This window comes from Glaciecola sp. 33A, assembly GCF_002836745.1.
In the GTDB taxonomy this organism is placed as follows: Bacteria; Pseudomonadota; Gammaproteobacteria; order Enterobacterales; family Alteromonadaceae; genus Glaciecola.
The window spans coordinates 1-14,968 of record NZ_PJAR01000001.1 but is presented as its reverse complement, the minus strand read 5'-3'; the positions used below and the strand labels follow the sequence as shown (position 1 = coordinate 14,968).

Sequence of the window (14,968 nt, the reverse complement as noted above, 5' to 3'; positions counted from 1 at the left end):
TTTCTACCTTTACTACTTTGTAGATAACGAGGTCTATGATTGGATTAACAAGCAAATAAAAAGCGCGCCTACTTAACAGCAAGGCGCTATTTGCTGGCTACTGGGTTATCCCGTGAGAAGCTAACATAAACGCATACTCTTCAGCATAATCACGTAAACGGCCATATCGACCACTATTTGAAAAGTGACCTGCCCCCATGTTAATACGCATGATTAACAAGTTATCATCGGTTTTAAGTTCACGCATTCTAGCCGTCCACTTTGCTGGCTCCCAATACGTTACTCGCGGATCATTTATGCCGCCCGTCACCAACATCGGAGGGTATTCTCTTGCAACAATGTTGTCGTACGGAGAATAACTTTGAATGTAATCAAAGACAACTGGCTCTTCAATAGGATTCCCCCATTCGCTCCATTCCGGCGGTGTTAGCGGTAAGTTGGCATCAAGCATGGTATTTAAGACATCAACAAAAGGCACACCTAAGGTTACTGAACGCCACAACTCAGGCGCTTGTATCGTAGCTGCACCCATCAATTTACCGCCGGCACTACGACCAGATATACTGATATTACCCTGAGCTACATATTTTTCAGCAACTAGGTGGCGAGCAACATCTATAAAATCATTGAAGGTATTCATGCGTTTATCTAACTTACCGTCTAGATACCATTGGTGACCCAACATATCACTGCCACGAACATGGGCAATTGCATACGAAAAGCCTCTATCGAGAATACTCAGGCGTGTGGTTGAAAAGCTCGGACTTACTGTACTTCCGTATGCACCATAACCATATAAATACATCGGTTGACTGGCGTCTTTCTTAAAGCCTTTTTTATACACCAACGTTACTGGCACCATCATACCATCGCGTGCAGGCGCCATAATACGCTCTGTAACATATTGTGACTTGTCATAGCCCGACGGAATTTCTTGAACTTTTTTAGTTATTAACGCTGTGCTACCGACTTTATAGTCGAACACAGTACTTGGGGTTATCATAGAGTTGTAATTGATGCGCACAAAATCTTGCTCGAACTCAGGGTTACTGCCATTAAATACAGAGAATACCGACTCAGGAAATGCGACATCATGATTATTGCCGGCATAATCATAGAGTGTAAAACGTTCAATACCATTTTCTCTTGATGTGACGACCATGAAACTTTGGAAATTTTGCATGTCCATGAGATAGCGTTCATCTGACCCTGCAATCACTGTCTCCCAATTATTATAGCTAGGCTCTTTATCCGATACTTTGGCTAACCTTGAGTTTGTATGGGTATCATTGGCAATGATATAAAAGTAACCATTAGCATGATCAACATTGTTAAGAAAATTCTGCTCCCTGGAAACTAGCTGAATAGGCGTTGCAGCAAAGTCAGAAGCTGGTACCACATAGGTTTCAGAAGTTTCACTTTGACTACTACTAATAACAAGATATTCCTTGCTACTAGTAAGACCAAAACCAAGAAAAAAACCATCATTGCTTTCTGCAAACATGACTTTGTCGTTTACTTGTTCACTACCTAAATTATGTACCTTAACGCTCTCTGTGTACCAGCGATCGGTTGCCAATGCACCATAAACAATAGAGCGACTATCAGTGCTAAATACAATATCACCGCTGGTGTCGTTAAGTTCATCTGAAAGCATCTCGCCGGTATTCAGGTCCCTCACTACGATCCTATATCGTTCGTCACCATTAGTGTTGTAAGAATAAGCAATAAATTGGTTATTCGGACTTATTTCCCAATCATCCATTATAAAGTAGTCAAACGGTTCGGCTAACTCGGTGATACTTAAGAAAACAACGTCCTCGTCACTCTCTAATTTGCGACGGCTAAAAGTAAGATATTCCTCCCCTGGCTTATAGTAGGACTTATAGTCATAGCCGTTTTCAATCCAAGGAACCGAACTTTCAGTGTCATTGGTGCGGCCTTTAAATTCCTCAAACAAGGTGTCTACTAACCGTTTTTTGGGTGCCAAAAAGGCATTAAAGTAGGCATTTTCTTGGTTCAAATAATCAATAATAGGCTGATCATTAACGTCAGGATAACCGGCATCCTTTAACCAATTAAAATGATCAGTAATGGTTTTACCGTGATACTCAGCCGTAAATGGTATTTTATTTGCCTGTGGTGCTAGGATACTAAGTTGTTTCAGTCGTTGTTGTTCAGCTATCGGCTTTTCTGGCATTTGAGACTCTTGTGATGGTGAACAGCCCGCCAAAATAGCAAGACCGCATACGGCTAGCGCTGGCGCAAAAAATTGCCGTAACATAATTATTCCTTTTAGTCGTGATCTGTATGGCAAGAAATCGAAACTCAAATAGCCGCGATTTCTGCTTTTTGCGCTTGAATTTTACCCAATTGCATTTCCATATCAGCCAGTTTTGTACGTTCTTTATCAATAACCGCCGCAGGCGCTTTACTCACAAAACTCTCATTGCTGAGTTTACCTTTTGTGCGCTGTGCGTCTTTTTCAATCTTCTCTGCCGCTTTATTTAGCCTAGCGAGCTCGGCTTCTTTATCAATCAAGCCTGCCATAGGGATTAAAATTTCCATCTCACCAACTAAAGCAGTTGCCGATGCAGGTGCTTGCTCGCCTGGTGCTAAATGCGTTACCGATTCTAGCTTAGCCAGTTTGGCTAAATAACTTCCACTCTTATGCAATCTTGATTGGTCGCTTTGACTCACGTTCCTAAGTAAAATAGGTAAGGGTTTTGACGGTGGGATGTCCATCTCTCCACGGATATTCCGAATACCTACAATAAATGATTTAACCCATTCAATATCATCTAGGGCAGCTTGATCATGTTTGCTTGCATCAAATTCAGGGAAAGAATCAACCATGATACTTTCGGCCGTTGTTTTATTGTTTGAAAGCGGCTGAATTTTTAGCCAAATCTCTTCAGTAATAAACGGCATAAACGGATGCAATAAACGCATCATGTGCTCAAGCACGTTAATCAATGTGTTTCTTGTGCCGCGCTTTTCAGCTTCAGTGCTCTGTTCTGAATTTAATACCGGCTTAGATAACTCCAAATACCAATCGCAGAATTGATTCCAAGTAAACTCATATAAATGCTGCGCAGCGATATCGAATCGATATTGGTCTATGGCAACTTCATAAGCCTTTAATGTTTCTTGGAATTGTGACCAAATCCAACGATCAAAAACACTAAGTGACATTTCGCCGCCATCGCGGCCGGTGTCGAATTCTTCGGTATTCATTAAGACAAAACGTGTTGCATTCCAAATTTTGTTACAGAAGTTACGATACCCTTCAACACGCCCCATATCAAAACTGATATCGCGACTGGTCGACGCCATTGCTGCAAACGTAAAGCGCAATGCATCTGTACCATAAGCGTTAATACCCTGGGGGAACTCCTTTTGTGTGGCTTTGCCTATTTTAGCTGCCATTTTTGGCTGCATCATTCCAGAAGTACGCTTATCCATCAGCGAATCAAGGTCAATGCCATCAATCAAATCGATTGGGTCAAGCACGTTACCTTTAGATTTTGACATCTTATCGCCGTTTTCATCACGAATAAGGCCCGTAATATAAATGTCTTTAAATGGGACTTTACCCGTGAATTTTTTCGTCATCATGATCATTCTGGCAACCCAGAAAAAAATGATATCAAAGCCGGTAACAAGCACCGAACTGGGTACAAAAGTCTCTAATTCAGACGTTTGCTTTGGCCATCCCATGGTTGCAAATGGCCATAAAGCAGAGGAGAACCAAGTATCTAAAACGTCTTCATCCTGTCTCAATTTTACCGCATCAGGGATGTGGTTTTTCTCTCTTATTTCCGCTTCATTGCGACCGACAAAAATTTTACCATCTTCATCAAACCACGCTGGAATCCGATGTCCCCACCACAATTGGCGTGAAATGCACCAATCTTGGATATTGTTCATCCATTGGTAGTAAGTCTTGTTCCAATTCTCCGGTACAAATCGAATTTCACCACTTTCTACTGCTTCAATTGCCGGTTTTGCAAGTGACTCAACCGCCACATACCACTGATTAGTTAGATAGGGTTCGATGACAACACCTGATCTATCACCCCTAGGAACTTTGAGTTTATGCTCATCGGTTTTGATTAGCACCCCAGCTTCTAGCAAATCAGCAACAATCGCAGCACGAGCATCAAAACGGTCCATACCTTGATACTTAGCCGGCACGACGTCATTTAACTTGGCTTCGTCAGTCAATATATTGATAATATCAAGGTTGTGACGTTTGCCCATTTCGTAGTCGTTGAAGTCATGGGCAGGCGTTATTTTAACGCAACCTGTACCAAATTCTTGATCAACGTAATCATCTGCAATAATCGGGATTTCTCTGCCCGTTAATGGCAACGTAATGGTCTTACCAATAAAACTAGCATAGCGCACATCGTCAGGGTGAACAGCAACAGCGGTGTCGCCTAACATAGTTTCAGGGCGTGTTGTTGCGACCACTAAGTGACCCGAACCATCGGTTAGTGGATAACTCATATGCCACATGTGACCATTTTCTTCTTCGTTAATAACTTCTAAATCGGAAACAGCAGTGAGTAATGCTGGATCCCAGTTGACCAAACGTTTACCACGGTAAATCAAGCCTTCTTCATGCAGCTTGATAAATACTTCTTGTACCGCATCAGAAAGACTATCATCCATGGTAAACACCTCACGTTCCCAATCTGGAGATGTCCCTAAACGACGCATTTGCTGGGTAATAGTGCCGCCCGACTCTTCTTTCCATTCCCAGATTTTTTTCACAAAACCTTCTCGGCCGAGATCGTGGCGGGTTTTACCTTCCCCATTTAATTTACGTTCGACCACCATTTGGGTTGCGATACCGGCGTGATCTGTGCCACATTGCCAAAGCGTATTATTGCCTTTCATACGTTTGTAACGGATCAAAGAATCCATAATAGTATGTTGAAAAGCATGGCCCATATGCAAGCTACCCGTGACGTTTGGTGGCGGCAACAAAATGCAATACGGTTGACCTTCTCCGGACGCTTTAAAATAACCTTGTTGCTCCCACTTCGCATAACACTCTTTTTCAATATTGTGGGGGTCGAATGTCTTATCCATTAATTACTCTCGTTTATTTGATTAGCTGGGGTAAACTGCATATTGCAACCGGCTAATTTATACTGTTTGTATCTTTCACGTGCCTGCTGCTTCTGCGTTTCTTCAACAGGCACAAAATCAATAATATGTTGATATTGGCGGTGATTTTCTATCATGGTCTGCGATAAATTAATCAGCGTATGACGACTATTTAACGCTTGTCCTAACCACGTAATTTCAGCTGGCGTACCTTGTTTAGGACCCTCGCCCACTAAATTATGCGGGATAAAACTATCTACCGGGTGTTGCCAAACAAATTCGTCGACATCCTCTGCCTGCTGTTTATCAGTGCACAATACCGCTGCCCACTTGCGTTTCTTTACGGTATCTAATAGTAAGTGAGAGCAGGCTTTTAAAATATCCTGCGTCGTGTCTTGGCTATTGTCGTCCAATTGATAAAAAGTCACGATTGGCATTTTTTGTCACATCCATCGCCGAAAAGATAGTCCACTTTGGACCCTTCTTGGTTTACTAATTGAAATGCAAATTGCATTGTTAAGTCGCTATTTCGTGTTTGCTTGCTCAATCGAACAGGCACTTGGCTTCTGGATTGACGCCAAGAAACATTAATCTTCACTGACTAATCCTGCTTTATTAAATAGATACTGTGACAGCATCGGCACAGGTCTTCCGGTGGCACCTTTACGAGCGCCACTTACCCAAGCAGTGCCTGCAATATCTAAATGAGCCCAGTTGTACTTCTTAGTAAACCGAGATAAGAAACACGCGGCTGTAATGGCACCAGCCGGTCTGCCGCCCAAATTCGCCATATCAGCAAATGGACTTTCAATCAATTCTTGATATTCATCCCAAAGCGGCAAACGCCAAGCTTTGTCAGAAGACTGTTCCGATGCATTTAGTAATTCATGAGATAACGGATTGTGAGTACTTAGCACTGCAGTTGCATGAGGACCTAATGCAATCACACAAGCGCCGGTTAACGTCGCAATATCAATAACTGCTTCAGGCTCATATCGTTCGACGTAGGTAAGCGCATCACACAACACTAATCGGCCTTCAGCGTCTGTATTAAGCACTTCAACCGTTTGCCCCGACATAGTAGTTAGGATATCACCGGGGCGATATGCATTTGCATCTGGCATATTTTCACAGCCAGCAATCACGCCGATGACATTAATAGGTAGGTTCAATTTGGCGACTGTATGCATGACACCTAGCACAGAACTTGCGCCACACATGTCGTATTTCATTTCATCCATGTTGGCACTTGGTTTTATTGAAATACCACCGGAATCGAAAGTTAAGCCTTTACCCACCAACACAATCGGTGCTTGTGAGGCGTCAGCGCCTTTATGATGAATAATACTCATAATTGATTCGTTAACTGAACCACGTCCAACGGCTAAGTAGCTGTCCATTTTAAGTTCAGCCATTTGTTTTTCGCCTATTGTTTCAAGGCTCAGTGACGCATAGTCTTCCACCAACAAGGCCGCTTGCTCATTCAAATATTTTGGGTTACAAATATTCGGCGGCATGTTACTGACATCTTTTGCAACTAAAACACCTTTACTAATGGCTGTGCCATGTTCAATGGCACGTTCACCTGATGTTAATTCTTTGCGCGTTGGCACATTAAAGACCATTTTGCGCAATGGACGACGTGGTTCACCTTTTTTAGTTTTTAATTGTAAAAACGTGTAAAGGGTATCATTTGCCGCTTCGACTGCTTGGCGAACCTTCCAATAAGTATCTCTGCCTTTAACATGCAGTTCTGTTAAAAAACAGACGGCTTCCATAGAGCCAGTTTCATTTAGTGTTTGAATTGTTTTCGCAATAATTTGTTTATATTGTCTTTCATTTAGCTCTCGCTCTTTACCACACCCAACAAGAAGAATGCGCTCACTTAACACATTAGGTACATGGTGTAACAACAGCATTTGTCCTGCTTTCCCCTCGAGGTCGCCGCGACGAAGTAAGTTACTAATATAACCGTCGCTTATCTGGTCGAGCTGCTCCGCAACATGAGTAAGGCGACGAGGTTCGAATACGCCAACCACTATGCAAGCACTGCGTTGCTTTTCTGGGCTACCGCTCTTGACGCTAAATTCCATGATATCTCCTCAATGATTATGCTTAGTTTGTCTGCTTAAAACCAAGATTACTTTGTTTTCAGGTTCGTGCGAAATAAAATATATTTATCTGTGTTAGCAAAAGAATTCTTTATGCTAGACTTATACGCGATTTATATACGTTGTGTGCATTAAAACAGTTAGAAACACTCAGTTTACTGATATATCTGCACCTTTCCACTAAAACCTATGTTTTAATCAGTAACTAAATGCTAATTTTTCGATATTTGTTGCGCGAAACATTCAAATCACAAATTGCTGTTTTTTTAATACTCATGGCAATTTTCATCACGCTTAAATTTGCACGAATTTTAGGTGATGCTTCCGATGGCGATGTTCCGGCCGATTTAGTGCTCGGTTTCATTACGCTTTATAGCCCAATTTTAGCCTCACTAGTACTGCCCATAAGCCTATTTTTGGGTGTTATGCTTGCACATGGCCGTATGTATGTCGACAGCGAAATGACCGTTTTGAAGGCTTGCGGAGTAAGTGAGTGGTATATTACCAGAGTTACCTTGCTATTTGCCGTCATCATGGCATTAGTCACCGCTGTGGTGACACTTTACCTCGCTCCTGCTGCCGCAGAAAAAGAATATCAATTACAAGAACAAGCCACCGCAAAATCTGGGCTTGCCTCCGTAATGCCTGGCCGTTTTCAACAAACAGGAAATAATAAAGCAGTAATATTTGTGCATGATGTTGATTCTGATAGTCAACAATTACAAAAAGTTTTTTTATCGCAGCGTAGTCAAGACGATAACAAGACGCTTCTTATTTACGCTAAAACTGGCACCATTCAAACAAGTGAAATAGGTGACCAGCAACTGGTATTGTTCGATGGTAACCAATATGAAGGTTCGAGCACCGACCAAGCTTTTCAAATCGTTGATTTTGATGAGTATAGAGTGACAATAGCGCCGAAAAATCAGGAACAAAAACGTCGTAAACTGGTAGCCTTGCCCACTTCAGAACTGATGAAGTTAGACAGTATTGAAGCCATTGCAGAACTACAATGGCGAATTGCAATTCCCCTCTCATTGCCATTTTTAGTGCTTATTGCAGTTCCACTGAGCGCCGTTGACCCTAGACAAGGCCGTTTTGGTAAAATGTTTCCAGCCCTGCTGTTGTATCTTGGTTACTTCTTGTTGCTACTTGCTAGCCGCCAAGTTTTAGAAGATGGGAAATTGCCGCCGGCACTTGGCTTATGGTGGGTGCATTGCGTGATGTTACTGGTTGGTATGGGATTAATCGCGAGAGACCGCAAAACAGGTGTGGTTTTACGTCAACTATTTTTAAGGAGAAAAGATGTTCCGTCTCCTTGATTTATACATAGCACGCACTCTTCTAGGCACTGTGACTGTGACACTTTCAGTGTTAGTCGGACTAAGTGCGCTTATCAAATTTGTTGAGCAACTACGCCGGGTAGGACAGGGCGATTATGATATGACCTTGGCTGCTTTATATGTTCTCTTGAGCTTACCGCGAGACATCGAACAATTTCTGCCTATGGCAACACTCCTCGGTGGCCTAATCGGTATGGGGTTATTAGCACAAAAAAGTGAGCTTGTTGTTATGCAGGCATCGGGTTTAAGCCGTTGGAATATTATAAATTCGGCCATGAAGTCACTTATCATATTGATCATTGCGGTGATGATGTTAGGCGAATGGGTGACTCCTCGCAGCGAAGCAAAAGCCAAGGAGATTAGAACACAAGCATTGTCAGGAGGCAGTCTGATTTTATCGGACGAATTATTCTGGGCCAAAGATGGTAGTGACTTTGTAAGCATTGGTGAAGTGCTCTCGAAAGACACACTGCGAGACATCACGGTGTATCAATTTAGTTCCGAACTTGAACTAACTAATGTCTTAACTGCAGATGCTGCGCTCTACAAGGGTGAAAGTTGGGAGCTTCGGAACGTTAGTTTACTGACGTTTTCACCAACAAAAATAGATAAGTCAGAAGCCAATACGTTGTCTTGGGATAGTACCTTAACTCCAGATAAATTAGGTATTGTAGCGATAAAGCCTGAAGCATTATCCATTCAAGGGTTAGTGGGTTACGTAAAATATTTAAATAACAGCGAACAAGATTCAGCGCGTTATGAATTAGCATTCTGGCGAAAGATAACCCAACCAGTTTCAGTGGCCGTGATGTTACTAATGGCATTGTCATTTATTTTCGGTCCTCTACGCAGCGTAACAATGGGCGCTCGAACCATTATGGGTGTTATGGTTGGTTTTTCTTTCTTCATTGCTAACCAAGTATTTGGCCAAGTTAGCCTTGTGTTCCAATTACCCGCCTTTGTTGGCGCACTGCTCCCCAGTGTTGTATTTGCCGGTATTGCTATATTGCTATTGAGGCGTCAATAAGATTAGCTTTACCAATTTTTATGATCGTTTGCTTCTTTAGAAAGATACAAGACCTCGGTTTTTGCAATTCTATCTTGGAGCGACTGTTTGTTCTTCACATCTAACAATACCAGCAATGTCCCTAGACCTAAAAAAGCAGTCATTAGTCTGAGCAGAAGTCGTGCATAACTGATATTTTTTTGGTCTTTTAGATTATAGATCTTAAGCCTCCAAGCACGCATGCCCAGTGTTTGCCCACCATTCTTCCAAAACCATAAAAAAAAGCCTGCGATCCACAGCCCCACCCACACATTAGCAGTTAACTTAAGTAAATCGCTGGATTGAAAATAATCCATGTAGTTTTCAAAACCACGGTTTTCAAGCACCTCTGTTTGAAACAAAATAAGCACCAAAACTTGGAAAGTTAACCCTGACAACATAGCCACAGCTGTAGCAACTAGAGCGTCGTATATCATGGCTGCTAAACGTCGAAAAAATCCCGCACGTTGATACGACCTTTCCGTTTTTTGTGCCTTTGGGTTATTTTTTGATATAGATTTACTTGGTGCCAACGTTTCCAGCCTCTAACAAATGAAATTAAAAGGATTTTTTACGTATATTATCACTGTTTAGACTTGCAACGACATCTGCAAATCCATTTTTATTAGCTAAACAGCTCATCTTTTGTACATATGGGTAAAATAAGACTTGATACATGATCTTAGATAGATATAATGCTCCTCCATTCGGCGGAAGTCGTGTGGCATTCTGTGCCAGAGTGGCGAAATTGGTAGACGCAGCGGATTCAAAATCCGCCGGTAGTAATACTGTGCCGGTTCAAGTCCGGCCTCTGGTACCACAATCAACCTGTTGAGTTTCAACAGGTTTTTTTGTTTCATGGCTTTGTTACTTTCTGATTCCTGTCCATGCTGCCAAAAATTCAGGACGCAAACTGAATCTTCCATTTTGTAGACACGGATCAGGTCTTAATAGTCAATACAAACACCAAAGTATCTAACTGTAGCCCATTGCTATTGCTTATTCACTGGATAATAAACCGAATCCAGCTATGGTAGCAGCCAAACTCGACTTGTAACGTTAACAAATGCGAGTAAAGTAACGGCAAAAGTCGCTGTCATTGTGTCAGCTGTGCCTATTGTGCCTGCCGATGCTAGCCTTTACCTTGTGTCCGAGTGCGATGTGGTTTTGCGTTTTTTTCAATAAAATCAAAAACTAAATCTGCCACATCTTTTTTAGTTACGGTTTCTATCCCTTCTAAGCCAGGTGATGAGTTGACCTCCATTACCACTGGTCCTCGAGATGAACGCAATAAATCAACACCGCACATATTCAAGCCCATTATATTCGCTGCAGCTATGGCGGTCGCTCTTTCTTCTTTAGTAAGTTTAACCAAAACGGCTGAACCTCCACGATGCAAATTCGAACGAAACTCACCTTCAGCTCCTTGTCGTTTCATTGCAGCGACCACTTTGTCGCCAACCACAAAACAACGAATGTCGGCACCGCCAGCTTCTTTTATAAACTCTTGGATCAAGATGTTTGCATTGAGTCCCATAAATGCTTCAACAATAGCCTCTGCCGTTTTAGTGGTTTCTGCTAATACAACACCTATTCCCTGAGTACCCTCAAGTAGCTTAATAACACAAGGCGCGCCGCCAACATTTTTGATTAAATCCTTAATATTATCTGGCCTGTTTGCAAAACCAGTTCTTGGTAAGCCTACCCCCTTTCTTGAGAGTAATTGCATTGAGCGCAATTTATCTCGAGAACGACTAATTGCTACCGATTCGTTGATACTGTAACTCCCCGTCATTTCAAACTGTCTAACAACTGAGGTGCCATAAAATGACACCGAAGCGCCAATGCGAGGAATAATAGCGTCATACTGCGGCAATTCTACACCTTTCATTCTAACAGCTGGGCGGTTACTCGTAATGTCCATATAACAATGTAGAGTATCTATAACATCAACTTCGTGACCTCTGGCCTCTCCAGCCTCCTTTAAACGGCGGGTTGAATAAAGTTTTTTATTTCTAGATAGAATTGCAATTTTCATCTTTATTACCTTTACTTATCAGCTTTTAGGAATTTTTACGAAACTGTATTATAAGATAATTAAGAAATAATCAAAATAATATTTGGCTATTTTGAGTTAGTAAGTTATTTAATTGATTACTTTGCGGACTTTATTTAACCTTTTAAAATACGATTTCATCTACACTAGAAACCAGGTGTAGAACATATTCAGTTTAGGCACTACAAACATACTTTGTGAGAACAATTAATGATGGGAACAAATAAGCAGTGGTGTGGCGAATTTGAATTTGCGCTTGGCGAAACCAAGTGTTGGCGCATTGATGAAAGACTCATCGCCATTAGACGTACCCCTCACGAGTGGACTATTTAGAACAAAGAAACTGAATCTGAATTACACACACCGATAGTGGTTAGAAAGCCAAAACCGAAAGAATCCTTTGATAATGTGGATTATAGGAGATATGTATTAGGCTCAACCAGTGAGCAAATGATTATAGAACCGTCGCTAGCAGATCGAGCAATGATAGCAACATTGAATAAACCAATTGTTGTCTTGCCTGGTGAGGAAATAAAGGTATTTATTAGTACGCCATTATGGATGACTATTTTAGTTCCACAGCGTAAAGTACCCATTGCCGACATTCCTTTTTGACGACCAACAGATTCTTGGTTTGGTCCTTCAACGATGACTGGGGACCTATGCTATTCAAAATCGGTGTCTCAGATATGTCAATTAGCACCCGACAATCCGGCAACCATGAGCAAAGTGTCAGAATCAAGAGAGTTAAGCAAAAAAACGTCATTTTCATCCTCGATAAAAAGCCTAGTTGACTAAAGGCATAAGCGAGAACAGAGAGAAAAGCGATGTCACACAGAGATGAAAAAAACTAAGCGAATAAAAACATGAGCATTAAAACCGCCCTATAACGTCGGGCAGTGACATTTTAAATATTTTCGCTGCTATTGAATTTCGATATCCAAATGATATCCAGAGTATTTTCTAATATTAATCACTCGATCGTGATCGAGTAAAAGATATTGACCCTTAATTCCTTGTAATTGCCCTTCAAAACCAAGCTCTTTATCTAAGTTAATCGATTTTATTTTAGTAGGATATACATCAACAGGATACTTGATATTAATAATGTCTGAATCAATATCCGCTATCGACTGAATACCAAATTGATTTTGTAATTGATTAAGTTGAGGTGCTGCATTTTTTAATAAGGTCTCTTTTAATGCGTTCAAATCGATATGCTCAGCTTCACCTTGCAACATTTTACGCCAGTTGGTTTTATCAGCAATTTGCGCCTTTAACGCAGTTTCAACTAAACCACTCATTAACCTATTTTGAACACGCAAAATTGGGATAGCTTGCGACGCTCCCTGATCAATCCATCGAGATGAAACACCATCAGTCACGAACCGAGTTATGCCTACCTTTGCGTTCCCTGTATTAGAAAGGTAAACAAAGTGAGACTGAAGACAATTCGCCTCTCCCCAAGATGGATCTCGACAGGTTCCTTGATCATAGTGACACTTTTCAGGCTTTATTATACAGATGTCGCACTGTGCTAATTTAGTTAAACAAGGGTAACAATAACCCTGATTGAAGCTTTTTTTAGTTTTTCTACCACAATGAACACAATTAATGGTTGCTTGATAATTAACGGAAACACGCTTTCCAATAACATCGTTCATATTAATCGCGGTGTCTCCAACATTGAGTTGATACTGCGCCAGATTGTCCGCGTTTACATCTACGGACATCTTTTTAATGTTGCCTGAAAGTACAGTCATATTACTCTTAATCAAAACCTCTATGGGGTAATGATAAGGTTATCTGGTTTAGCTTACAAACTAGATACGAAGATTATTCGTAAAAATGACGATTTATTTTTAAATAAGAGGGTAGTAGATTGAGTTGTAACACGGTTATGTTAGCTTACTAGTCATGTTTTCTGTTTAGCTATAGTTGATGCTTGACACTCTAATGGACAAAATATGTCGAATAGTCACCTTAATCAATTGTTAGAAATCGCGAAGTTGGAGTCTATTAACTACTTGGAAGGTTGCGATAAACTGCCTGTTTTTCCATCGGATGATGCACTAAAATTATTACAACAGTTTAATGAAAAGCTGCCAACTGCTCCAAACAATCCACTGGAGACTCTCAAAAAGTTAGCGGACATAGGTTCACAAACTACAGTTAAGCACGGAGGAAGCAGATACTTTGGCTTCGTCAATGGGGGGATTCTCCCTATCGGTATTGCGGCGCGTTGGTTGGCTGACACTTGGGATCAAAATTCGGCACTGGGAGTTATGTCACCGATTTCAGCAAAGTTAGAGGAAGTGTGTGAACAATGGCTTATTCAGTTACTACATTTACCACCTACCAGCAAAATGGGTTTGGTAGGTGGAACTTCTGTTGCAACGCTCTGCGGATTAGCTGCCGCAAGAAACTATCAATATAAGAAACTGAATTGGGACGTTAATGAGAGAGGTCTGATGGGTGCTCCTAGCTTGCGCATCATTATGGGTGATCAGACGCACGGAACAGTCGCAAAGATGGTCAAACTCTTGGGTTTTGGTTCGCAATCTATAGAGCTAGTTGCAACAGATGACCAAGGTCGTATTATGGTTGACTGTCTACCCGACATGGATGAGTCGTGTATTCTTATTTTACAGGCTGGGAACGTTTGCTCGGGATCATTTGATGATTTTAGCGCGCTTTGCACTATTGCGGATCAATCAGGTGCTTGGACTCATATAGATGGAGCCTTTGGACTATGGGCTGAGGCCTCTGCGCAATTGAAGCATCTAACTGTGGGCATGGAATTAGCAGACTCATGGTCAGTAGATGGACACAAAACGCTAAATACACCATATGATTGTGGCGTCATATTATGTAAGCATCCAGACGCTATTACTGAAGCTTTGCATCAACAAGGAAGTTACATCGAATATAGCAAGACACGAGACAATATGGTGTATACACCCGATATGTCTCGTCGTGCACGGGGTATCGACCTTTGGGCATGTATGCATCATCTGGGTGAACAAGGTATCGCTACATTAATGAATAAACTGCATGACGGCGCGAAGTACCTAGCAAAACATTTGAGCTCTATAGGTTACGTTGTATTAAATGATATTCATTTTAATCAAGTCATTGTGCATGCTGGTAGTGAAGAATTAACCAGACAAGTTTTAAAACGTTTACAGTCCAGCGGTATTATATGGTGTGGCAGTGCCACTTGGAAGGGTCAATTTATTATCAGACTTAGCGTGTGCTCTTGGCAAACCAATGAGAATGATTTAGCAAAAGCAGT

The 14,968-nt window shown here is 41.5% G+C and carries 13 protein-coding genes and 1 tRNA gene; 6 read left to right on the top strand and 8 right to left on the bottom strand.

What is annotated here, in order from left to right; translation table 11 throughout:
- Positions 1 to 97: 97 nt before the first annotated feature.
- Genes CXF81_RS00060 through pepA form a run of 5 tightly spaced genes read right to left on the bottom strand, consistent with a single transcriptional unit; the run spans position 98 to position 7,211 of the window.
- Entirely contained in the window at positions 98 to 2,284 is a 2,187-nt protein-coding gene (locus CXF81_RS00060; protein WP_101179031.1) for a S9 family peptidase, read from the bottom strand.
- A gap of 44 nt (positions 2,285 to 2,328) precedes the next feature.
- On the bottom strand, positions 2,329 to 5,100 hold the full coding sequence (locus CXF81_RS00055; protein WP_101179029.1) for a valine--tRNA ligase: 2,772 nt from the start codon (positions 5,098 to 5,100) through the stop codon (positions 2,329 to 2,331).
- On the bottom strand, positions 5,100 to 5,555 hold the full coding sequence (locus tag CXF81_RS00050) for a DNA polymerase III subunit chi (protein ID WP_101179027.1): 456 nt from the start codon (positions 5,553 to 5,555) through the stop codon (positions 5,100 to 5,102). The genes CXF81_RS00055 and CXF81_RS00050 overlap by 1 nt, the downstream gene beginning before the upstream one ends.
- Positions 5,543 to 5,716: a hypothetical protein gene (locus CXF81_RS19700; protein WP_157825450.1), complete on the bottom strand. Its 174-nt coding sequence runs from the start codon at positions 5,714 to 5,716 to the stop codon at positions 5,543 to 5,545. Before CXF81_RS19700 ends, CXF81_RS00050 begins: the two co-directional genes overlap by 13 nt.
- The gene (gene pepA, locus CXF81_RS00045; RefSeq protein ID WP_101179025.1) at positions 5,706 to 7,211 is read right to left on the bottom strand and encodes a leucyl aminopeptidase; all 1,506 of its coding nucleotides are present in this window, start codon (positions 7,209 to 7,211) and stop codon (positions 5,706 to 5,708) included. The genes CXF81_RS19700 and pepA overlap by 11 nt, the downstream gene beginning before the upstream one ends.
- A 227-nt stretch (positions 7,212 to 7,438) precedes the next feature.
- Between pepA and lptF the strand changes: the two genes are divergently transcribed.
- Together lptF and lptG are read left to right on the top strand one after the other, a co-directional pair.
- Positions 7,439 to 8,551 carry an LPS export ABC transporter permease LptF gene (gene lptF, locus CXF81_RS00040; RefSeq protein WP_101179023.1) on the top strand — a complete coding sequence of 371 codons (1,113 nt, stop codon included), beginning with the start codon at positions 7,439 to 7,441 and terminating at the stop codon, positions 8,549 to 8,551.
- On the top strand, positions 8,535 to 9,599 hold the full coding sequence (gene lptG / locus CXF81_RS00035) for an LPS export ABC transporter permease LptG (RefSeq protein ID WP_101179021.1): 1,065 nt from the start codon (positions 8,535 to 8,537) through the stop codon (positions 9,597 to 9,599). The genes lptF and lptG overlap by 17 nt, the downstream gene beginning before the upstream one ends.
- An 8-nt stretch (positions 9,600 to 9,607) precedes the next feature.
- Here lptG and CXF81_RS00030 read toward each other — a convergent pair whose 3' ends face one another.
- Positions 9,608 to 10,150 carry an RDD family protein gene (locus tag CXF81_RS00030; protein ID WP_101179019.1) on the bottom strand — a complete coding sequence of 181 codons (543 nt, stop codon included), beginning with the start codon at positions 10,148 to 10,150 and terminating at the stop codon, positions 9,608 to 9,610.
- A 200-nt stretch (positions 10,151 to 10,350) separates the two neighbouring features.
- On the opposite strand from CXF81_RS00030, the gene CXF81_RS00025 reads away from it, so the two are divergent.
- A tRNA-Leu gene (locus tag CXF81_RS00025) sits at positions 10,351 to 10,437 on the top strand.
- Between the two features lie 312 nt (positions 10,438 to 10,749).
- On the opposite strand, the gene rimK is transcribed toward CXF81_RS00025, so the two are convergent.
- Positions 10,750 to 11,655 (bottom strand): 30S ribosomal protein S6--L-glutamate ligase, encoded by a 906-nt coding sequence (rimK, locus tag CXF81_RS00020; RefSeq protein WP_101179017.1) that lies wholly within the window; start codon positions 11,653 to 11,655, stop codon positions 10,750 to 10,752.
- Between the two features lie 228 nt (positions 11,656 to 11,883).
- On the opposite strand from rimK, the gene CXF81_RS20440 reads away from it, so the two are divergent.
- Both CXF81_RS20440 and CXF81_RS20135 read left to right on the top strand, forming a co-directional pair.
- A complete protein-coding gene (locus tag CXF81_RS20440; protein WP_255409393.1) occupies positions 11,884 to 12,006 on the top strand; it encodes a hypothetical protein in 123 nt (40 codons plus the stop codon).
- Positions 12,007 to 12,081: 75 nt separating this feature from the next.
- A complete protein-coding gene (locus CXF81_RS20135) occupies positions 12,082 to 12,288 on the top strand; it encodes a hypothetical protein (protein ID WP_232771710.1) in 207 nt (68 codons plus the stop codon).
- Between the two features lie 308 nt (positions 12,289 to 12,596).
- Here the strand turns inward: CXF81_RS20135 and CXF81_RS00010 are convergent, their stop codons facing one another.
- Entirely contained in the window at positions 12,597 to 13,436 is an 840-nt protein-coding gene (locus CXF81_RS00010) for a DUF2797 domain-containing protein (RefSeq protein WP_101179016.1), read from the bottom strand.
- 204 nt (positions 13,437 to 13,640) lie between these two features.
- Between CXF81_RS00010 and CXF81_RS00005 the strand changes: the two genes are divergently transcribed.
- Positions 13,641 to 14,968, top strand: a 1,328-nt coding sequence (locus tag CXF81_RS00005) for a pyridoxal-dependent decarboxylase (protein ID WP_101179014.1), incomplete at its 3' end; no start/stop codon positions are given.

Excerpts from the sequence above, each read along its gene's own strand:
- CXF81_RS00060 (WP_101179031.1), bottom strand. The coding sequence starts at position 2,284 with ATGTTACGGCAATTTTTTGCGCCAGCGCTAGCCGTATGCGGTCTTGCT.
- CXF81_RS00055 (WP_101179029.1), bottom strand. The coding sequence starts at position 5,100 with ATGGATAAGACATTCGACCCCCACAATATTGAAAAAGAGTGTTATGCG.
- CXF81_RS00050 (WP_101179027.1), bottom strand. The coding sequence starts at position 5,555 with ATGCCAATCGTGACTTTTTATCAATTGGACGACAATAGCCAAGACACG.
- pepA (WP_101179025.1), bottom strand. The coding sequence starts at position 7,211 with ATGGAATTTAGCGTCAAGAGCGGTAGCCCAGAAAAGCAACGCAGTGCT.
- lptF (WP_101179023.1), top strand. The coding sequence starts at position 7,439 with ATGCTAATTTTTCGATATTTGTTGCGCGAAACATTCAAATCACAAATT.
- lptG (WP_101179021.1), top strand. The coding sequence starts at position 8,535 with ATGTTCCGTCTCCTTGATTTATACATAGCACGCACTCTTCTAGGCACT.
- rimK (WP_101179017.1), bottom strand. The coding sequence starts at position 11,655 with ATGAAAATTGCAATTCTATCTAGAAATAAAAAACTTTATTCAACCCGC.
- CXF81_RS20440 (WP_255409393.1), top strand. The coding sequence starts at position 11,884 with ATGATGGGAACAAATAAGCAGTGGTGTGGCGAATTTGAATTTGCGCTT.
- CXF81_RS00010 (WP_101179016.1), bottom strand. The coding sequence starts at position 13,436 with ATGACTGTACTTTCAGGCAACATTAAAAAGATGTCCGTAGATGTAAAC.